Origin of the sequence: Microtetraspora niveoalba (genome assembly GCF_001570405.1) — a bacterium.
Classification (GTDB): Bacteria; Actinomycetota; Actinomycetes; order Streptosporangiales; family Streptosporangiaceae; genus Microtetraspora; species Microtetraspora niveoalba.
Genome location: NZ_BBYM01000019.1, coordinates 209,806 through 228,702, shown reverse-complemented (window position 1 = coordinate 228,702; position 18,897 = coordinate 209,806). Strand labels below are relative to the sequence as shown.

18 protein-coding genes are annotated in these 18,897 nt (G+C 72.9%); 7 read left to right on the top strand and 11 right to left on the bottom strand.

All coding sequences use genetic code 11. The features are described 5' to 3' along the window. Positions 1 to 6 precede the first annotated feature (6 nt). Complete coding sequence (locus tag AWQ70_RS20380; protein WP_218004606.1) at positions 7 to 534, top strand: methylated-DNA--[protein]-cysteine S-methyltransferase; 528 nt, start codon at positions 7 to 9, stop codon at positions 532 to 534. Between the two features lie 108 nt (positions 535 to 642). On the opposite strand, the gene AWQ70_RS20375 is transcribed toward AWQ70_RS20380, so the two are convergent. Continuing rightward, positions 643 to 900 (bottom strand): hypothetical protein, encoded by a 258-nt coding sequence (locus AWQ70_RS20375; protein WP_067178566.1) that lies wholly within the window; start codon positions 898 to 900, stop codon positions 643 to 645. Between the two features lie 75 nt (positions 901 to 975). Here AWQ70_RS20375 and miaA point away from each other — a divergent pair, with 75 nt between their 5' ends. From miaA to AWQ70_RS20360, 3 genes are all read left to right on the top strand, one after another. After that, positions 976 to 1,881: a tRNA (adenosine(37)-N6)-dimethylallyltransferase MiaA gene (miaA, locus tag AWQ70_RS20370; RefSeq protein WP_245647061.1), complete on the top strand. Its 906-nt coding sequence runs from the start codon at positions 976 to 978 to the stop codon at positions 1,879 to 1,881. Positions 1,882 to 2,023: 142 nt separating this feature from the next. Next, positions 2,024 to 2,842: a diaminopimelate epimerase gene (dapF, locus tag AWQ70_RS20365; RefSeq protein WP_067178564.1), complete on the top strand. Its 819-nt coding sequence runs from the start codon at positions 2,024 to 2,026 to the stop codon at positions 2,840 to 2,842. 82 nt (positions 2,843 to 2,924) lie between these two features. Next, positions 2,925 to 5,207, top strand: coding sequence for a hypothetical protein (locus tag AWQ70_RS20360; RefSeq protein WP_067178563.1), 2,283 nt, complete (start codon positions 2,925 to 2,927; stop codon positions 5,205 to 5,207). A 205-nt stretch (positions 5,208 to 5,412) separates the two neighbouring features. On the opposite strand, the gene AWQ70_RS20355 is transcribed toward AWQ70_RS20360, so the two are convergent. Then, positions 5,413 to 6,000 carry a helix-turn-helix domain-containing protein gene (locus AWQ70_RS20355; protein ID WP_067178562.1) on the bottom strand — a complete coding sequence of 196 codons (588 nt, stop codon included), beginning with the start codon at positions 5,998 to 6,000 and terminating at the stop codon, positions 5,413 to 5,415. A gap of 92 nt (positions 6,001 to 6,092) precedes the next feature. Between AWQ70_RS20355 and AWQ70_RS20350 the strand changes: the two genes are divergently transcribed. Then, positions 6,093 to 7,424, top strand: a complete 1,332-nt coding sequence (locus AWQ70_RS20350) for a benzoate/H(+) symporter BenE family transporter (protein WP_067178561.1) — start codon at positions 6,093 to 6,095, stop codon at positions 7,422 to 7,424. A gap of 104 nt (positions 7,425 to 7,528) precedes the next feature. Further along, positions 7,529 to 8,299: an HNH endonuclease family protein gene (locus AWQ70_RS20345; RefSeq protein WP_067178560.1), complete on the top strand. Its 771-nt coding sequence runs from the start codon at positions 7,529 to 7,531 to the stop codon at positions 8,297 to 8,299. A gap of 233 nt (positions 8,300 to 8,532) precedes the next feature. Here the strand turns inward: AWQ70_RS20345 and AWQ70_RS20340 are convergent, their stop codons facing one another. From AWQ70_RS20340 to aceB, 9 genes are all read right to left on the bottom strand, one after another. After that, positions 8,533 to 9,591, bottom strand: a complete 1,059-nt coding sequence (locus AWQ70_RS20340) for a CU044_5270 family protein (protein ID WP_067178559.1) — start codon at positions 9,589 to 9,591, stop codon at positions 8,533 to 8,535. Further along, positions 9,588 to 10,229: an RNA polymerase sigma factor gene (locus tag AWQ70_RS20335; protein ID WP_245647060.1), complete on the bottom strand. Its 642-nt coding sequence runs from the start codon at positions 10,227 to 10,229 to the stop codon at positions 9,588 to 9,590. Before AWQ70_RS20335 ends, AWQ70_RS20340 begins: the two co-directional genes overlap by 4 nt. Before the next feature lie 224 nt (positions 10,230 to 10,453). After that, positions 10,454 to 11,125, bottom strand: coding sequence for a hypothetical protein (locus AWQ70_RS20330; RefSeq protein ID WP_067178557.1), 672 nt, complete (start codon positions 11,123 to 11,125; stop codon positions 10,454 to 10,456). A 64-nt stretch (positions 11,126 to 11,189) separates the two neighbouring features. Further along, positions 11,190 to 11,405 carry a DUF2277 domain-containing protein gene (locus AWQ70_RS20325; protein ID WP_067178556.1) on the bottom strand — a complete coding sequence of 72 codons (216 nt, stop codon included), beginning with the start codon at positions 11,403 to 11,405 and terminating at the stop codon, positions 11,190 to 11,192. A 34-nt stretch (positions 11,406 to 11,439) separates the two neighbouring features. Further along, a complete protein-coding gene (locus AWQ70_RS20320) occupies positions 11,440 to 12,174 on the bottom strand; it encodes an IclR family transcriptional regulator (protein WP_067178555.1) in 735 nt (244 codons plus the stop codon). Positions 12,175 to 12,271: 97 nt separating this feature from the next. Then, on the bottom strand, positions 12,272 to 13,513 hold the full coding sequence (locus tag AWQ70_RS20315; RefSeq protein WP_067178554.1) for a (Fe-S)-binding protein: 1,242 nt from the start codon (positions 13,511 to 13,513) through the stop codon (positions 12,272 to 12,274). A 2-nt stretch (positions 13,514 to 13,515) separates the two neighbouring features. Beyond that, positions 13,516 to 14,781, bottom strand: a complete 1,266-nt coding sequence (locus AWQ70_RS20310) for an FAD-binding oxidoreductase (protein WP_067178553.1) — start codon at positions 14,779 to 14,781, stop codon at positions 13,516 to 13,518. Further along, entirely contained in the window at positions 14,781 to 16,238 is a 1,458-nt protein-coding gene (locus AWQ70_RS20305) for an FAD-binding oxidoreductase (RefSeq protein ID WP_067178552.1), read from the bottom strand. Before AWQ70_RS20305 ends, AWQ70_RS20310 begins: the two co-directional genes overlap by 1 nt. 204 nt (positions 16,239 to 16,442) lie before the next feature. Then, positions 16,443 to 18,029 carry a malate synthase A gene (gene aceB, locus AWQ70_RS20300; RefSeq protein WP_067178551.1) on the bottom strand — a complete coding sequence of 529 codons (1,587 nt, stop codon included), beginning with the start codon at positions 18,027 to 18,029 and terminating at the stop codon, positions 16,443 to 16,445. Positions 18,030 to 18,201: 172 nt separating this feature from the next. Between aceB and AWQ70_RS20295 the strand changes: the two genes are divergently transcribed. Then, positions 18,202 to 18,879, top strand: coding sequence for a DUF4097 family beta strand repeat-containing protein (locus tag AWQ70_RS20295; protein WP_157530202.1), 678 nt, complete (start codon positions 18,202 to 18,204; stop codon positions 18,877 to 18,879). Positions 18,880 to 18,897 lie beyond the last annotated feature (18 nt).

Genomic DNA, 18,897 nt, shown 5'->3' with positions numbered 1-18,897 from the left:
GAGCACATGGAGACAGTCGCCTTCGCCAGCGTTCCGACGAAAGTCGGCGACGTCCTCGCGGCCGTGACGGAGGACGGCGTCGCCGCCACGGTGTTCCAGGACAGCCCCGCCGCGCGCGCCCGCATCGGCGAGCGACTGCGCATGGCCGCCGTCGACGACCCGGCCCGTACGGCGCCCGCCCGCGAAGAACTCGCGGCGTACTTCGCCGGCGAGCTGCGCGAGTTCGGCGTGGCGCTGGACTGGCGGCTCACGTCCTCGACGCAGCGCCGGGTGCTGGGCACCCTCTTCGCCACGGTCCCGTGGGGACAGGTCGTGACATATGGCGACCTGGCCGCCCGGAGCGGGACGGGAGTCCCGGCGCGCGGGATCGGATCGATCATGGGGAGCAACCCCATACCGATCATCGTGCCCTGTCACCGCGTCGTCGCGGGCAACGGCCTGGGCGGGTTCAGCGGCGGCGAGGGCGTGGAGTCCAAGCGCTGGCTGCTCACCCATGAGGGCTACCTGCAGCCCACCCTGGACTGGGACCTCTGAGGCGGTGCCGCTCCGCGGCTCGCGGAGCGGCACCGTACCTCGGACGCCACCTCAGACGCCGCCTGCCCGGACGCCCGCCCTCAGCGGCTCGCGTGGCGCGGGCGAAGGTCAGCGGGGTCCGGCCCCGCCGGTGCCGCCGGTGATGTCGTCCGGCCCTTCCGGCCTCCTGCCGGTCTCCTCGCCGAACCTGCCTTCGCCGAGTCGGCCCTCGCCCAGCCTGCCCTCGGTGCCCTCGAACGTCTCGCGTCCCCTGTCCGTCACGTCGCCCATGGTCTTGTGGGTCTTCGCGTGACGCTGCTTCGGAATGCTCTGCAGCCTCTCGGCCGTGTTGCTGAGCATCTCCTTGACCTTGTCGATGATCGACATCGTGACATTCACCCCGATTCGATGCGACCGGGCCGTACGGCTCCCCCTTACCCAGGAGTTGAGAGACTTACCGTTGTGGGGCGACTACCTGTAATCGCCGTCGTGGGTGCCACGGCGGCCGGAAAATCCGACCTGGCCGTGGATCTGGCGCTGCGGCTGGGCGGCGAAGTGATCAACACCGACTCCATGCAGCTTTACCGAGGCATGGACATCGGGACGGCGAAACTGACCGTGTCGGAGCGGAAGGGCGTTCCCCACCACCTGCTGGACATCTGGCCGGTGACCCGCACCGCGAGCGTCGCGGAGTACCAGGGGCTGGTCCGGCCGTTGATCGACCGGCTCAGGTCGGCGGACCGGGTGTCGATCCTCGCCGGAGGCTCCGGGCTCTATGTCCGCGCCGCTCTCGACGATCTGGAGTTCCCGGGGACCGACCCCGCGATCCGGGAGCGGCTGGAGAAGGAGCTGGCGGAGACGGGACCGGCCCCGCTCCACGCGAGGCTCACGAGGGAGGACCCGGTCGCGGCGGCCCAGATCCTGCCGAGCAACGGCCGCCGGATCGTGCGCGCGCTGGAGGTGATCGAGCTGTCCGGGCGGCCGTTCTCGGCCACCATGCCCTCGTACGACTCGGTCTACGACAGCGTGCAGATCGGCGTCGAGGTGCCGCGGCCGATCCTCGACGAGCGGATCGCCCTGCGGGTGGACCGCATGTGGAGCGCGGGCCTCGTCGACGAGGTGCGCCGGCTCGCGGAGCACGGCCTGGCGGAGGGGCGGACGGCGAGCCGCGCGCTCGGCTACGCGCAGGTGCTGCGCTTCCTCGGCGGGGAGTGGACCGAGGAGCAGGCCAGGGACGAGACGGTCCGGGCGACCCGCCGGTTCGCCCGCCGGCAGGAGTCGTGGTTCCGCCGTGACCCCCGGGTCGTGTGGCTGCCGTTCGACGCCCCCGACCTGGCCGACCGGGCGCTCGCCCTGATCAGGCCGTGACGCGCTCCCCGGCCCGGGGAGCCACCGGTCGAACCGGGGAAGCGGCGCTTCGCCTGGTCCGGGCGGCCCGCGCTCGCCGACGGGGCGGGGTTTCCACAGGCGCCGGAGTCCGGGGTGGGGGCGGCGACTAAAATTCGCTTCCATGCGGTTCGTCAAGGGACACGGCACCGAGAACGACTTCGTCATCCTCCCGGATCCGGACGCGGGGCTCGATCTCACACCTGAGACCGTCGCCGCGCTGTGCGACCGGCGCGCGGGCATCGGCGGCGACGGCGTTCTGCGCGTCGTACGCACCAAGCTGTGCCCCGAGGTGGCCGACCAGGCGGGCCTCGCCGAGTGGTTCATGGACTACCGCAACGCCGACGGCAGCCTGGCCGAGATGTGCGGCAACGGCGTCCGGGTCTTCGCCCGCTATCTCGTCGCGTCCGGGCTGGCCGCGCCCGGCGAGTTCGGCGTCGCCACCCGGGCCGGCGTCAAGCGGGTACGGCTGGCCGCCGAGGGCGACGTCACCGTGGACATGGGCAGGCCCCGCGTGCTCGGCGAGAGCCGTACGACCGTGGACGGCCGGGAGTACCGCGGCCTGAACGTGAACATGGGGAACCCGCATCTGGCCTGCCTCATCGACGACCCGGTGGCCGGGCTCGACCTCACGGCGCAGCCCGGGTTCGACCGCGAGGTCTATCCCGACGGGGTCAACATCGAGCTGATCAACCGGGTGGACGACCACACCGTCTCGATGCGGGTGCACGAGCGCGGGTCGGGGGAGACCCGCTCCTGCGGCACCGGGGCGGTCGCGACCGCAGTGGCCGCGGCGCACGCCTCGGGGCGCACCACCGGCACGTGGACGGTCCGCGTTCTCGGCGGCACCGTGACCGTCACCCTCGACGAGGAGACCAGCCATCTCTCCGGTCCGGCCGTCCTGGTCGCCTCGGGGGACTGGCCCGCGGCCCCGCACGCCTGATCGACCGGTTTCCCCAACGCCCGGTTAACACATGGCTCGCGGCGTTTGGGGCATGCCCGGTGAGCTGGCAGACTGACACCTCATGGACGTGGACATCTGGGCCTGGGTCGGCGGCACCCAGCGGGAACTGCACGAAGCCGGCAACGCCGGTCTGGCCGTGGCGCTGGGTGACGTCCCCGCGCAGGCCCTCGAAGGGCGGTACGGGCAGCTCGACGTCGTCGCCCCGGCCATCGCCCAGCAGGCGGAGGTGCTCGGCCGGCCGTGGCTTGAGCTCTTCGCCCGCTACTGGCACATGATCGGGCGTGTGGGCGACCGGGCCAACGGCGCGGTCGCGCTCGACGACGCGCGGCAGCTCGTCGAGTTCGCCCAGCGTGACGACGTGCGGGACTGCCCCGCCGCGTCCGCCGCGGCCGAGGCCCTGGCGATCGCCCAGGCGAACACGGACGGCCCCGGGTACGCCGACGAGCGGCTGGCCTCCATCGGCTCCGCCCTCGACGGCGTCGAGCCGGACTCGCTCGCCTTCCCCGGGCTCACCACCCAGTACGTCGCCGCGCTGCTCGACGCGGGCAAGGCCGGAGAGGCGGTCGCCTACGCCGAGGCCGCGGTCGAACGGCTGCGGGCCGCCGGCCGTGAGGCGAGCTGGGAGCTCGGCGCGGTCTCCGCCCGCGCGCTGCTCGCCGACGGGCGCGCCGAGGCCGCCCTGACCGCGCTCGACGCGGCGACCGGTTTCAAGCCGGACGACCCCGTCGCCAAGGCACGGCGCGAGGCGCTGCTGCGCACCGTCATCCTGCTCGAACTGGGCCGCATGGACGAGGCCGTCGAGGCGCTGCCCGACCTCGACGTGGTCGGCGAGCACCCCCGCGAGTGGGTGGAGTGGGCGCGGACCGTCGCCAAGCTGGCCCGCGGCGGCTCCATCTCCAACAGCTGGCAGCTCGGACGGGTGCTGCGCCAGTGGCTCGCGTACTTCGAGACGATGGGCGGGCACCGGGCCCGGGTCGAGCTGGCGCTGGCCGCCGGTGACCTGGCCGTCGCCCGCCAGGGCCTGTGGCAGGCCCGCCTGCTCGCCGATGTGGCCGAGGCGGCGCTGGCCGACCTCAGGAGCACGGAGGGTCTCCCCGAGCGGATCGCCGCGCTGCGCGCCGCCGTCGACGCGGCCCCCCTCCTCCCGGCCCCCGGGCCGCAGGACGAGCTGGTCGGCTACTTCGACGCCGCCGACGGCCGCACCGCCGACCCGGAGCGGTGGGTGGGCTGGCTCTGGCCGCTGTCCGGCCGCGACCTGGAGGCCACCCGCCGGCACGCCACCACGCTCGGCTTCCTGGGATACGCCCAGACGGGGGCGGACATCTACTGGAAGCTGATCGTCGAGGACGGCGACCCCGCCACCGCCGGGGACGAGGACATCGCGTACCTGACCGGCCTGCTGATCGAGGCGAACCAGGACGAGCGGGTCGAGCAACTCGCCGCCCGCCTGCCCGAGCGGCACTCCCACCTCGCCCTCGCCCGGCTGCACCGCGCCCGCGAGCGCTGGGAGGAGACCGCGGCCGAGGCGGAGAAGGCCGTCGCCGCCGGGGCGGCGGTCGAGGGCCGCCGCCTCTGGTCGGGCGCCGTGCAGCAGCTCGGCGACAACGCCAAGGGCGCCGAGATCATGCTGCCGCTCCTCGACTCCGGTGACGCGGAGGAGGAGGACATCTGGCGGATCATCGTCCTGGCCACGGCCGCCGAGAACTGGCCCGCCGTCCGCACCGCCGCCGCCAAGCTGGGCATGCCGATCCAGTCCGAGGAAGGGCCGATCGAGGAGGAGTGGCACCTCGTCCGCGCCATCCTGCCCGCGCCCGACGGCAGCCAGCGCGAGGTGCTCGCCGTACGGACCGGTCCGGCGACGGCGCGCCTGGCGATCCCGCAGCCGCGCGGCATGGAGTACAACGCGGGCGACGTGATCGTGATCGACCCGCGTCCGCTGGAGCCGGTGCCGGAGGACCCGCAGGAGCGCGAGAGCTTCGTCATCCCCTTCGCGGGCGTGTCGATGCTGCGTCCCGGCGGGTACACGAGCTGGTTCTTCGACGGCGCGGCCCCCTCCGAGGACGAGTGGACCGAGTTCAACGAGCTGCTCGCCGAGCGCGGCTGGCCCATGTGGGTCTACAGCGACGAGAACTACCAGGTGACGCACCCCGCGACCGGCGAGCGGCTGCCCGGTGTCTTCGGCTGGATCGCGACGCCGCCCACGGTCAGCGCGGCCGAGCTGGACGCGGTGCTCGACGACGCGACCGAGCAGTGGGTGCACCCGCTCGCCTGGCTCGACCTCGCCCGCGAGGTCGGGGTCGAGGTGGAGCGGCACGAGCGCATCTCCAAGGAGTACGGCCTCTGAGCTTCCGCTCCTGAAAGGGGCGTCCGCCCCGGTCCCATCCGACCGGAACGGACGCCCCTTCGGCGTTCTCCGGCTTCGGAAGGGCTGGGACGGGTGCGGAGGCTCTCAAGGTCGGCGTTCCTGCGGTGCCCCGCGAACGGCTTGGGGCGCGACGGCTCGCGGGGCGGGCGGTGTGGGCGCCCTTCGCGTTCCGGAGGCCGGATGCTCACGAATCGCGGGGCGCGGGCGCGGTGTGGCGGATGACGAGGGAGGCGTGCACGTCCTCGCCGGTCTCCGCGGCGTACATGTGGGGCACGTCGGACACCCAGCTCGCGTGGCCTCCGGACGGGATGACGATGGGGCGATCGAGCGGGCCCACCCGGGCGGTCCCGGCGAAGACGGTGAGGAACTCGACGGCGCCCAGCGGGTGGGCGGGGGAGATCTGCACCCGGCCCGGCCTGATCCGCAGCCGGTAGAGCTCGGTCGTGACACGGCCGTCCACGAAGGTCTCCAGCAGCGCGGCCGAGACCGCGTCCCCGTGGAGGACCTCCGGGAGGACCGCCCCGCGCGCGGGCCCGGACGACGGCGTGCTCTGGTCGGTGAGGACGGCGGCGAGCGGGACGTCGAGCTGGGCGGTGATCGCGTAGAGGGTCTCGACCGTCGGGTTGCGGGTGCCGGCCTCCAGCCCGGACAGCGTGGCCTTGCCGACCCCGGCCCGCAGCGCCAGTTCCGACAGTGAAAGGCCGCGTTCGGCCCGCAACCGCCGGACGCGCCGGCCGACCTCGGCGGCGAAGGCCGCGGAGTTCTCCCTCATGAGCCCAGTATCGAGGCCGCCGGGGGCCGTTCCGTATGCGGAACGCGGGGGCGTAAGCTTCGTTCCGTATACGGAACGAACGGAGTTCTGTCATGGGGCGCGTGCTACAGCCGATCCTGGCCGGGGTGGTCCTCGCGATCGTGGGCTTCGCCAGCTCGTTCGCCGTGGTGCTGGCCGGGCTGCGCGCCGTCGGGGCCGACCAGGCACAGGCCGCGTCCGGGCTGCTCGTGTTGTGCCTCGCGATGGGCCTTCTCGGGATCGGGCTCGGGCTGCGTTACCGGATGCCGATGAGCGTCGCCTGGTCGACGCCGGGGGCCGCCCTGCTGGTGTCGGTCGGGGCGGACGGGGCGGACCACCGGGCCGACTATCGCACCGCCCTGGGCGCCTTCGCCGTCACCGGCCTGCTGTTCGTCCTGGCCGGGCTGTCCGACCGGTTCAGCCGCCTGCTGCACGCCATCCCCGCCCCGCTGGCCGGTGCCATGCTCGCCGGGGTCCTGCTGCCGCTGTGCCTGGCCCCCGTCCAGGCGGTCGTACGGTTCCCGGGGCCGGCGATCCCGATCGTCGTCGCCTGGGCGGTGCTGTTCCGCTTCGCCAGGAGATGGGCGGTGCCGGGCGCGCTGCTCGTCGCCGTCGCCGTCATCCTGCTCACCCAGCCCAGGGCCGGGAACGCCGGAGGACTCTGGCCCGCTGTCACCGTCGAGGCGCCCTCGTTCTCCGTCGGGGCCCTGGTCGGCATCGCGATCCCGCTGTTCATCGTCACGATGGCGTCCCAGAACGTGGCCGGGATGAGCATGCTCGCGACGTACGGCTATCACCCGAGCCTGCGGCCGATCCTGACGACGACGGGGCTCGCCACGATGGCCGTGGCCCCCTTCGGCGGGCACGCCGTCAACCTCGCGGCGATCACCACGGCGCTGGCCGCGGGACCGGACGCCCACCCCGACCGCGATCGGCGCTGGATCGCCTCCGTGACGGGGGGCGTCGTCTACATCGTGCTCGGCCTGTCCATCGGGCTGACCGTCTCACTGATCGCCGCGTCGCCGCCGCTGCTGATCGAGACGGTGGCGGGGCTGGCGCTGCTCGCCACCCTCGGGTCGGCGGTCCAGGCCGCCGTGGCGGACGCGAGGGAACGCGACGCGGCCGTGGTCACGTTCGTGGTCACCGCGTCGGGGATCGCTCCGTTCGGCATCGGTGCCGCGTTCTGGGGGCTCGCGGCCGGGCTGGCCTTCCGCGCCCTGCTCGGCGGGTGGCGTCGCGGCTCCACGCCCGCCCAGGCGTCCGCTCCCGCGGCGTCCCCTACGGCATCGGCTTCCGCGGCATCCGCTCCCACGGCATCGGCCTCCGCGGCGCCCGATTCCCCGGAGTCCCCTTCCGCGGCCCCGGCTTCCGCGGGAGCTGCTCCCGGGGCTTCCGCGCCTCAGTGAGGTCGATGTCCAGCTTGACTACAAAACCTGACATTTGCCGATAATTACTATTTCTTGACCCTTTGCTATACCTAGGTAGGAAATTTCTTGACCTAGGGGTGGCAATGCGGGCACGTGGATCCAGGGCGATCCTCGGTTTCTCGATGGTGGCGGCCGTACTCGCGGGATGCGGGCCGCTGGACACAGAGGACATCGGAGTCGATCACCTCGCCAAGAGCGCCCCGCCGAAGGCCGGCGGGAGCGGGCGGGGGGCCAGCCCGCTGGACAACCCCGACGGGACCAGACCGGGACTCGCGCCCATCACGGCGGCGAAGGAGAAGGCGAAGGCCCGCGAGGTCATCGAGAAGGTCGCGACCAAGAAGCGCGGCAGCAAGGATGGATACGACCGGAACAAGTTCGGGTACGCGTGGGCCGACAGCGTGGACGACGTGCCGTTCGGCCGGAACGGCTGCGACACCCGTAACGACCTGCTCCGCCGGGACGGTCAGAAGCTGAAGTATCGCGAAGGATCCACCTGCATCCTGGTCTCCATGACCCTGGACGACCCCTACACCGGCAAGACGATCGACTGGCGCAAGGAGAAGGCCGCCGAGGTCCAGATCGACCACGTCATGCCGCTCTCGTACGACTGGCAGATGGGCGCGTCCCGGTGGAGCGACGTCAAGCGGAAGCAGATCGCCAACGACCCGCTCAACCTCCTGCCCGTCGACGGATCGATGAACTCGTCCAAGAGCGACTCGGGCCCCGCCGACTGGCTCCCGCCGATCCCCGAGATCCGCTGCTCGTACGCGGTGAGGTTCGCCCAGGTCGCCCTCAAGTACGACCTGCCGGTGACCCCCGAGGACAAGGAGATCATGCTGGAGCAGTGCGCCTGAACCGGCCCGGGTGACGACCGGCGGCCGCTCCGTCCCGCACATCCGGCCCGCACTCGGGCCGTGCCACCCGCTCCGAGGGACCGCGGCCGAGGGTGGTGTGCCCGTCCGGATCCGCTCGCCACGCTCCCGGTGGCCCCCGTACCCGAGCCGGGGCGGACGGACATGCCGGGGGCCCGCTCCCATGGCCATGCGGAGCGGGCCCTCAGGTCATGCGGGCGGCCGGAAGCCGGAGATCAGCCGCAGCCCACGTGCGGGTCGTCGACCTCGGGCGCCTCGTCCTCGACCGCGATCGTGAGCTGGGCCGTGGACGCGACCAGGCTGCCGAGCGGTGCCTTGGCCTCCTTCTCGTCCACCACGATGCCGCGCTCGCCCAGCAGCTCGTACGTCTCGGGGTGGAAGACGATGTCCTCGCGGACGCCGAGCGACACCCGTCCGACGCCGATGCCCTTGCGGCCGGCCGCGTCCTCGGCGTCCTCGGTGACGGTGACGCCGGGGATCGTCGCCGCCGCCTTGAACAGCGCGGCGCGCTGCGCGGCCGGCATGTACGTCTCCCTGAGCAGGTCGCCGACGGCCGTCCAGGCGGCGGCGTCCGCCGGCCTGTCGCCGTGCTCCCTGGAGTACAGGTAGGCCCGCATGCCCTCGGCGTCCTCCGGCAGCTTCTTCAGGCTGGTGTACGCCGTCTCGGAGACGTGGCCGCAGGTGGGCAACCTGTTCCACTCGGTGCCCGGCTTCTCCCTGTTCGCCTCCTCGGGAAGCGGCCAACCAGGGTAGGCGCGCGGCGCCAGACGCTCGATCTTGAGCGCGCCGTCCTTCGTCCCGTCCGCCGAGAGCCAGATCGTCCGCTTGGTCCGGTAGAGGTAGCGGTTCTCATCCACCTGATCGCCGCTTCGAGGATCCAGACCGACGTGGAACGCCCCGTACATCGTCTGGGACGTGACCTTGATGAACTGGTCGTCGCGCGGGCGCAGGTCGGTCACCGCGTCGGCGGCCCGGCCGAGCACCTCCTCCGCCGACATCTTCGCGATCTTCGGCAGGGTGACCGCGGCCGGCCCGCCGGCGCTCGCCGTGCTCACGGGGCCCGTCCCGGCGTCCCTCGTGCCGGGGACGAACGTGCCGACCGCGACGACGCTCGCCGCCGCCACCGCGAGCGCTCCGGCGAGCACGATGCCGTACGGCCTGCGCCGCCGCGCGGCCGGGCCGGTCAGGGCGCGCCGGGCGGCGAGTTTGGCCTCCTGCGAGTACGGCGCCGCCTCCGGCCGGGCCTGCCGGATCATGCCGATCTCGTCGTTCATGCGGGTGACTCCTCGGAAATGTGGAGGTGGCGGCGGAGCTTCGCCCTGACCCGGTGCAACCGGGAGCGGACCGTGCCGATCGGGATCTTGAGGGCTTCGGCCGTCTCCTCGTAGGTGAGGTCGGCCCAGGCGACGAGCAGGAGCAGGTCCCGCTCGGCCGCGGACAGCCGCGCCAGGGCGGCGGCGAGCGCGGGACGCATCGCGGCGGCACTCGCCCGTTCGGCGCTGCGCTCCTCCTCGTGGAGCGTGGCGCCGGATCCGTCGGCGCCGCCCGCGGCCTTGGCCAGCGACCTGAGCCGGCGCGTCTCGGAGCGGCGATGCCCGGAGATCAGCTTGCCCGCGATGCCGTACAGCCAGGGCCGGGCGTCCGGGCGGCTCAGGTCGTACCTGTGTCGCTTGCGGAACGCGACGAGGAACGCCTCCGCGGTCACGTCGTCGGCCTGGCCGAGCTCCGGCCCGAGACGGCGGGAGACATAGGCGTGGATCTCGTCCGCGTGCCGGTCGAACACTCCGGAGAACTCCTCCGGCCTGTCCAGCGAGGCGCGGATCAGCCCGGCGTCGCTGCGGTCGTCCGTCTCGACGTACTGGGCGCGCGGAGCGGACACCGGCCCCCAGGGACGCGGAGCCGTCGAGCTCACCACCTTTTCCGACCGTTCGCGCCGGCTTCTGAGAGGAGTGTCGGGGGTGGACCCCCGGCGTCGGTGGGCATGGGGAGGATCGATCCTTCCAGCGATAGGCGGGCGCCCGCGCGCCCTTCACCTCTTCTCCGCCGCCCGCGCGGATCGAGTTCCCCTTCTGTTCCGCCGGTGGACGCGCCCCCGAAAATACCCGCCGCCGGACCCCCTCCGGCGGTGGCGGGAGGTCAGTCCGTCTCCCGGATCAGGAACCCGTTGTGGTCCCTGGCGATCCCGCCGCCGCGTCCGGCGATGACCAGGGCCGCGCGGCGGGCCGTACCGATGAGGCCGGGGCCGGTCACGCCGTCGTCCACGCAGATCGTGTAGCCGGTCTCGTCCTCGTCCTCCTCGACGAGGATCTCCACGGGGCTCCCCTCGCAGGTCAGCAGGGTGACGCCCTCGGCCACGGCGCGGGCGGTCAGTCCGGGCAGCTCGTCGGCGAGCGACTCGACGAGGTCGGCGACCGGGACCGGCCGCCCGCCCGTGACCTCGGCCAGGTCCGCCGGGGGCTCCGGCTCACGCGGATGCACCTGGCCCTTCAACCGCTCGGCCAGGCCGGCCGTCAGGGCCATGGGCAGGTCGTATCCGCCGCCCGTCTCGTCGTCGATGTTGCCCGCGACATAGGCGGCCTGCCACCCCAGCGGAATGCCCGCCTTGGCGGCCAGCTCCGGCGTGAGCGCGATCGGCCCGCGCAGCCACACGTTGTCGCCGGCCTTCAGGCCGTCGCCGTACGGCCCGGCCTCGGGGGCGTGCAGCCGCACGGTCTCCAGCACCGCTGCCGGGTCGGGGATGTACGGCAGGAGCAGGGTCGGCCCCTTGCGGAGCTGCCGCGCCAGGAAGAAATCGGAAAGGAATCCCATGCCACCAAGTGTCGGCAGGGTGACTTGGGCCCCGCTTGTACGTCACCTGCCCGGCCCCGCCGGGCTACGACCGGGCGCCGCGCACCTCGATCGAGGCGAGCAGGTCGGCGCTGGCCCGGGTGATCGCGTCGACGGCCTGCTCGAACGCGGCGGCGTTGTGCGCGGCCGGGGCGCGGAACCCCGAGATCTTCCTGACGTACTGCAGCGCCGCGGCCCTGATGTCGTCGTCGGTGACCTCGTCGGTGAAGGGCGGGCGCAGGGTCTTGATGCTTCGGCACATGTGCCCATCCTCGCCGAGGACGGGGCCGGATGGGTCAGGCGCCGAAGACCGAGGAGCCGAAGTCGTCCGCCACGGCGCGCAGGGAGGCGGCCAGCTCCTCGCGGTCGTGCGCGTCGATCCGCTCGGCCGGCCCGGAGACCGACATCGCCGCCAGCACCCGGCCGCCGCCGCGCACCGGCACGGCGAGGCAGTGCACGCCGCTCTCCTCCTCGCCCAGGTCCATGGCGTATCCGCGCTCGCGCACCCGGCCGATCTCGGCCAGCAGCTCGTCCGCCACGGTGATCGTCCGGTCGGTGCGGCGCGGCAGGCCGGTGCGGCCGAGGACGGCCGCCGCGTCCGGCCGGTCGGCCAGCAGCACCTTGCCCACCGCCGTGCTGTGCGGGAGCACCCGCCGCCCGACCTCGGCGAACATCCGCAGCCGCCGCGGCGACGGCACCTGCGCGACATAGACCACGAAGTCGCCCTCCAGCACCGCCATGTTGGCGGTCTCGCCGGACAGCTCGACCATCTTCGCGAGGTACGGCTCCGCCCAGGTGGCGACCATGCGCTCGGCCGCCCCGCCCATCCGCACGAGCGCGCCGCCCAGGGCGTATCTGCGGTCGGTCTCCTGCCGGACGTAGCCGCGGGCGAGCAGCGTCTGCAGCAGCCGGTGGATCGTGCCGTACGGCAGGCCGGTCCGGGCCGCGATCTCCGACAGCCCGGCCGCGCCGCCGTGGCCGGCCAGCGCCTCCAGCACGTCGAGCGCCCGGTCGACGCTCTGCACGCTCACCGGCGCACCGTCCTCGTGTCGATGCTCAAGAGACTCACGCCGTCTCCTCGTCGGGCGGCCACCGGAGGACGGAGGCGAGAGCGGCGAGACGGCCGGCTCATCGGCGTCCCAGCGCTCCGGCGCCGAGCCCGCGCAGGCTGGCGTCGAGCACCTCGGCGGTGTGCGCCACCCTCGTCTCGCCCTTCCCCGACCTGCGCATGGCGGCCGCGATCTGCATGGAACAGCCGGGGTTCGCGGAGACCAGCACGTCGGCGCCGGTCGCCGTGACGTGCGCGGCCTTGCGGTCGCCCAGCTCGCGGGCGGGCCCCGGCTGGAAAAGGTTATAGGTCCCCGCAGACCCGCAGCATACGGACGACTCCGCTATTTCCCGGAGTTCCAGGCCGGGGATCGCGCGCAGCAGCTCCCGGGGCTGGGACCGCACCCCCTGCGCGTGCGCCAGGTGGCAGGCGTCGTGGTAGGCCACGGTGACCGGAAGCGGATGGCGCGCGGCCACCGGCCCCAGCTCGACCAGGTATTCGGCGAGGTCGCGCACCCGCAGCGCCTCGGCGCGCTCCACCCAGTCCCCGGGCTCGTCCCTGAGCACGTCGGCGTACTCCTTCATGCTCGACCCGCAGCCGGCAACGTTCACGACGACCGTGTCCACGCCGGCCCGCTCGAACGTCGCGATGGTGCGCCTGGCGAACCGCCGCGCGTCCCGGCCCGAGTGCAGCGACAACGCGCCGCAACATCCCTGCCGCGGCGGGATCACGACGTCGCAGCCCTCCATCGCGAGCACGCGCGCCGTCGCCGCGTTGACGTGCGGGAAGAACTGGCTCTGCACGCATCCGGTGAGCATCCCCACCGTCGCCCTGCGCCGTCCGATCGCGTGGACGCGCGGCGGCAGCCGTACCGGCCGGGCGGGCGGGGGGACGAGCTCGGCCATGGCGCCCAGGGACGGGTTCACCCGGTCGAGGAACGGCTCCAGCCGCGCGGCCAGCCGCATCGGCAGGCGCATCGCCCGCAGCCGCCGCCGGTAGGGGAACAGCGCGAAGACCAGCTCCCTGATCGCCCGGTCCTCGGGGGCGCGGACGTGCTCCCGCTCCACCACGACCCTGGTCCGCTCGATGAGCCGGTCGTAACGGACGCCGGACGGGCAGGCGGTCACGCATGCCATGCAGCCGAGGCACGCGTCGAAGTGGCCCGCCATCTCCGGGGTGACCGGCGTGCCCTCGACATGCTGCGCCATGAGGTGGATCCGGCCCCGCGGCGAGTCCATCTCCTCGCCCCAGAGCACGTACGTCGGGCAGGTGGGCAGGCAGAACCCGCAGTGCACGCAATCCTTGATCAGCTCGGGGTCCACGGTCAGATCCCTCCCACGAACCGGCCGGGGGACATCCGGCGATCGGGGTCGAAACGGTCCTTGATCCGGCGCATGAGGGCGAGCGCGCCGACGTGCCCCCACCGGTCCACGCCCCGCGCGACGTCCTCGGGCGCGGAGAGCACGACGACCCGGCCCGCGTCCCCGACCTCGGCGCGGAGCGCGCCGACGAAGGCCGCCAGCGCGTCCGGTCCGATCTCGCGGGGGAGCGCGACGCGGAGCACCCCCGAGCCCAGGGACCCGCGTACGGCGGGGCGGGCGCCGGTCGCGCCGGCCGCGACGAAGGCGCGCGCGCAGACGGCGGGAAGCCGCGACGGCACGGTCCCGATCTCCAGCAGGACACCCTCGGCGGGCCGGGGGAGCCGCCCCCACCACTCCGGCGGGTCGTCCGTGACCTGCGCCTTCTCTCCCATCAGGTCGCGTACGGCCTGGGCGCGTTCCGTGGCGGCCGTCCCCTCGACGAGGACCGCGACCGAGCAGGGGCCGTTCACGTCGGGCCAGTCGAGCTCGATCGCGCTCGGCTCGGCCTGCGAGCCGGCGACGGCCGCGCCCATCGCGCCGATCTCGTCCGCCATGCCGGCGGACCACATCTCCCCGGTCCCGGCGGCGGTCACCCACGCGCGGGCGGCCGGGAGGGGGTGCAGCCGGAACGTCGCGTCCGCGATCACCCCGAGGGTGCCGTACGAGCCGGTGAACAGCTTGCCCAGGTCATAGCCCGCGACGTTCTTGACGACCTTGCCGCCCGCCTTGGCGACCGTGCCGTCCGCGAGGACGACGGTGATCCCGATGAGCAGGTCGCGCGCGGTGCCGTACCGGAAGGCGCGGGGGCCGGCGATCGCGGTGGCGAGCAGCCCGCCGATGGTGCCCCCGTCCGGCGGCGGGTCGAGGGCCAGCTCCTGTCCTTTCCCGGCCAGCGTCCGGGCCAGCGTCTCGACCGGCACCCCCGCCTGGACGTGGACCACCAGGTCACCGGCCTCGTGTTCGAGGATCTCGTTCAGGCAGCAGGTGTCGACCAGCACGTCGCACCGCTCGGGCGGGGCGCCCCAGTGGAGCTTGGTCCCGCCGCCGGCCGCGACGACGGCGAGGTCGTGGGCGGCGCTCGCCCGCAGCACCGCCGCGATCTCATCCGGGGTCTCGGGCAGCGCGACCCAGCGCGGCCGTACGCCGGCGACCGCGTCGTCCGGGCCGGCGGGGCGGATCGTCACGCCGGTCGCGGCGAGGGCCCGCGCCGCGGCGGTCTCGCCGTTCATCAGAACTGCTCCGCCCGGCCCGACTCGACCAGGGGGTGGACTCCCTTGCGGACGCCCGGCACCTCTCCGCACAGTCGCGGGGTCGGGAAGACCTTGCCCGGATTGGACAGGCCGCGGGGGTCGAAGGCACAGCGGACGAGCTGCATCGTGTCCAGGTCCTCCTCCGTGAACATTTTCGGCATATATCGGGACTTGTCGATGCCGACGCCGTGCTCGCCGGTGATCGATCCGCCGTGCTCGATGCAGAGGTCGAGGATCCGCCCGCTGACCGCCTCGGCGCGCTCGCCCTGGCCGGGCACCCCGTCGTCGAACAGCACCAGCGGGTGCAGGTTCCCGTCGCCCGCGTGGAAGACGTTGGCCACGCGGATGCCGTACTCCTCCTGGAGCCGGTCGATCCCCGCGAGCACCTCCGGCAGCGCCGTACGCGGGACCACCCCGTCCTGCACGATGTACGCCGGGCTGATCCGGCCGACCGCCGCGAACGCGGACTTGCGTCCCTTCCAGATCGCGGCCCGCTCCTCGGCCGACGCGGCGACCCTGATCTCGAACGCGCCGGTCTCCCGGCAGATCCGCTCCACCTCGGAGAACTGCCGCGCCACCTCGGCCCGCGGCCCGTCCAGCTCCACGATGAGCACCGCCCCGGCGCCCGCCGGGTACGCGCAGCCGACCGCGGCCTCGGCCGCCTCGATCGCCAGCGCGTCCATCATCTCGATGGCCGCAGGGACGATGCCCGCCGCGATGATCGCGGACACCGCCTCGCCGCCTCCCTCGATGCTCCCGAAGGCCGCGAGCAGGGTGGTGACCGCCTCCGGCGCCCGCGACAGCCGTACGGTGATCTTGGTGGCGATGCCGAGCGTGCCCTCGGAGCCGACGAAGGCGCCGAGCAGGTCATAACCCGGGTCGTGCGCCGACAGCTCGACGATCTCGCCGTCCGGGGTGACGACCTCCAGGCCGAGGACGTGGTTGACGGTGAAGCCGTACTTCAGGCAGTGGGCGCCGCCCGAGTTCTCGGCGACGTTGCCGCCGATCGAGCAGACCTGCTGGCTGGACGGGTCGGGCGCGTAGTAGTAGCCCCGGTCGCGGACCGCCTCGGTGATCGCCAGGTTGGTCACCCCCGGCTCGACGACGGCCCGCCGGTTCGGCAGGTCGATCTCCAGGACGCGCCGCATCCGGGACGTGACGATCAGGACGCCGTCGGTGCGGGGGAGCGCGCCTCCCGACAGCCCGGTGCCCGACCCGCGCGCCACGAACGGCACGCCGTACTCGCCGCACAGCCGGACCACGGCGGAGATCTGCTCGGCGGTGTCGGGGATGACGACGATCCCCGGCATCGCCCGGTGGTAGGTCAATCCGTCGCATTCGTAGGTCCGCAGCCGTACGGGATCGGTGATCACCGCGCCGGCGGGCAGCAGCTCCCCGAACAGGACCGCCAGCCGGTCGAGGACGGCATCGCTCATCGGAACTCCTTGGGCGTCGAGACGTGCGCCTTCGGGGGAGCGGCCCCTCCCACGAGGGGAGGGGAGGGTGTCAGCAATCCATCCCATCACCGCGAACCGGACACCGCCAGGGGCGAGCGGCCCTCGTTCCGGCGTGCGACCGCTCCACGTCGGACGCCGGAACGAGGGCCGCGCGTCACCCGGTGGACGCCCGGCGTCCGGATGTCACGGCAGCCGCGCGTACGCGGGCAGGGTGAGGAACTCGGCGAAGTCGTCGTCGAGCGCGACCTCCTTGAACAGGGCGGTCGCCTCGGCGTACAGCTTCTCGTCGTATCCGGGCTCGGCGGCGATCTTGTCCAGCTCCTCGCCGATGATGCGCTCGACCAGCTCGCGCGTCACGACGGCGCCGGTGTCGGCGAGCTCGATGTGGTTGTGGATCCACTGCCAGATCTGCGAGCGGGAGATCTCGGCGGTCGCGGCGTCCTCCATCAGGTTGTGGATCGCGACCGCGCCGAGCCCGCCCATCCAGGCGGCCAGGTACCGCAGGGCGACGTCCACGTTGTTGCGCAGCCCCGCCTCGGTGATCTCGCCCGGCGTCTTGGAGACCGACAGCAGGTCGTCGGCGGTGACCCGCACGTCCTCGCGCAGCCGGTCGAGCTGGTTCGGGCGGTCGCCGAGCACGCCGTCGAAGACCTCCCGGCAGACCGGCACCAGGTCGGGGTGGGCGACCCAGGACCCGTCGAAGCCGTCACCGGACTCGCGGGTCTTGTCGGCGCGCACCTTCTCCAGTGCCACCTTGTTCACCTCGGGGTCGCGACGCGACGGGATGAACGCGGCCATGCCGCCGATGGCGTGCGCCCCCCGCTTGTGGCAGGTGCGGACCAGCAACTCGGTGTAGGCGCGCATGAACGGCGCCGTCATCGTGACCGCGTTGCGCTCGGGGAGCAGGAACTCCCGGCCCCGCGTCCGGAACTTCTTGATGACGCTGAACAGGTAGTCCCACCGGCCCGCGTTCAGGCCGGCGGAGTGCTCGCGCAGCTCGTAGAGGATCTCCTCCATCTCGAACGCCGCCGGATAGGTCTCGATCAGCACGGTCGCCCGGATCGTCCCGCGCGGGATGCCGCGCAGCTCCTGGGCCCGGACGAACACGTCGTTCCAGAGCCGGGCCTCCAGGTGCGACTCCATCTTCGGCAGGTAGAAGTACGGCCCACGCCCCTTGGCGATCTGCCGCTCGGCGCAGTGGAAGAAGTACAGGCCGAAGTCGAGGAGCGACGCCGACACCTCCTCGCCGTCCACCAGGACGTGCTTCTCGGGCAGGTGCCAGCCGCGCGGGCGGACCACGATCGTGGCCAGCTCCGCGTCCGGTCGCAGCGCGTACGTCTTGCCTCCGGTGGAGAAGTCGATCTCGCGGTCGAGGGCGGCCCGCAGGTTGAGCTGCCCGTTGACGGTGTTCTCCCAGGTCGGGGCGTTGGCGTCCTCGAAGTCGGCGAGCCACACCTTGGCCCCCGAGTTCAGCGCGTTGATCGTCATCTTGCGGTCGACCGGTCCGGTGATCTCGACCCGGCGGTCCTCCAGGCCGGGGGCCGGGGGCGCGACCCGCCACTCCGACTCGCGGACGTCCCGGGTCTCGGGGAGGAAGCCGAGCGTCCCCCCGGCGGACAGCTCCGCCTGGCGGGCTCGCCGCGCGTCGAGCAGCTCCCGGCGGCGGGCGTCGAACTCCCGCTGGAGGGTAGCGACGAAGCCGAGGGCCTCGGTCGTGAGGATCTCGTCGAACCGGTCCAGCAGCGGACCCCTGATCTCAACGCCTTCCATCGGGCTCCCTTTCCACGCGGTTTACTTCCATGATGCGGAAAACAAGTTCTGGATTGTGGAATTGAAACCGTACTCTCCGGGGGCGAGCAAGGTCAATGTCGGGGGTGCTCTCAGGGGCGGGCAGGGGGATTCCCCGATGGGCGGCCGCCCCGCTCCCGGCAAAATCGTGGGCATGAGAAGGAAGAGCTTCGCCGTCCTGGGACTCGCGCTCGGTCTCGGCCTCACCGTCGCCGCCTGTGACATACGCTTCACCGGCGGCGAGCGCGACGTCCTGACGTACGAGGTCGGCGAGAAAGTCGCCGCACTGATCGTGCGGACCGGGGTCGGCGATGTGACGGTGAACGCGTCCGACACACCCGGCATCCGCGTCACCGAGACGCTGGGCTGGAAGGGCGACAAGCCCCGCGACGGGCACCGGGTGAACGGCGACACGCTGACCCTCGAATACGACTGCAACAGGTGCGGGATCGACTACCGCGTCGAGGTGCCGCGCGGGCTGGACGTGAAGATCGACACAGGCGCGGGCGACATCACGCTCCGCTCGCTCGGCGGCCCGCTGGATCTCTCCACCGGAACGGGCGACGTCGACGCGACCGGTCTCGCCAGCCGGAAGGTCTCGGTGGAGACCGGCACGGGTGAGGTGAAGCTGAAGTTCGCCACGGCGCCCGACGACGTCAGAGCGGAGGCCGGCACCGGCGGGACCACGGTCTGGCTCCCGGCCGAGAGCTACGACGTGACCGCGGAGACCGCCCTCGGCGAACGGAAGATCGACGTCGACCACGACCCCTCCGCGTCCCGGAAGGTCCGCCTCACGAGCGGCGTGGGCGCCGTCAACGTGCTCAAGCTCTGACCGTCCGGCCGTGCGGAG

Coding starts and splice junctions, on each gene's coding strand:
- AWQ70_RS20380 (WP_218004606.1), top strand. CDS start 7: ATGGAGACAGTCGCCTTCGCCAGCGTTCCGACGAAAGTCGGCGACGTC.
- AWQ70_RS20375 (WP_067178566.1), bottom strand. CDS start 900: ATGTCGATCATCGACAAGGTCAAGGAGATGCTCAGCAACACGGCCGAG.
- dapF (WP_067178564.1), top strand. CDS start 2,024: ATGCGGTTCGTCAAGGGACACGGCACCGAGAACGACTTCGTCATCCTC.
- AWQ70_RS20360 (WP_067178563.1), top strand. CDS start 2,925: ATGGACGTGGACATCTGGGCCTGGGTCGGCGGCACCCAGCGGGAACTG.
- AWQ70_RS20355 (WP_067178562.1), bottom strand. CDS start 6,000: ATGAGGGAGAACTCCGCGGCCTTCGCCGCCGAGGTCGGCCGGCGCGTC.
- AWQ70_RS20350 (WP_067178561.1), top strand. CDS start 6,093: ATGGGGCGCGTGCTACAGCCGATCCTGGCCGGGGTGGTCCTCGCGATC.
- AWQ70_RS20345 (WP_067178560.1), top strand. CDS start 7,529: ATGCGGGCACGTGGATCCAGGGCGATCCTCGGTTTCTCGATGGTGGCG.
- AWQ70_RS20340 (WP_067178559.1), bottom strand. CDS start 9,591: ATGAACGACGAGATCGGCATGATCCGGCAGGCCCGGCCGGAGGCGGCG.
- AWQ70_RS20330 (WP_067178557.1), bottom strand. CDS start 11,125: ATGGGATTCCTTTCCGATTTCTTCCTGGCGCGGCAGCTCCGCAAGGGG.
- AWQ70_RS20325 (WP_067178556.1), bottom strand. CDS start 11,405: ATGTGCCGAAGCATCAAGACCCTGCGCCCGCCCTTCACCGACGAGGTC.
- AWQ70_RS20310 (WP_067178553.1), bottom strand. CDS start 14,781: ATGAACGGCGAGACCGCCGCGGCGCGGGCCCTCGCCGCGACCGGCGTG.
- AWQ70_RS20305 (WP_067178552.1), bottom strand. CDS start 16,238: ATGAGCGATGCCGTCCTCGACCGGCTGGCGGTCCTGTTCGGGGAGCTG.
- aceB (WP_067178551.1), bottom strand. CDS start 18,029: ATGGAAGGCGTTGAGATCAGGGGTCCGCTGCTGGACCGGTTCGACGAG.
- AWQ70_RS20295 (WP_157530202.1), top strand. CDS start 18,202: ATGAGAAGGAAGAGCTTCGCCGTCCTGGGACTCGCGCTCGGTCTCGGC.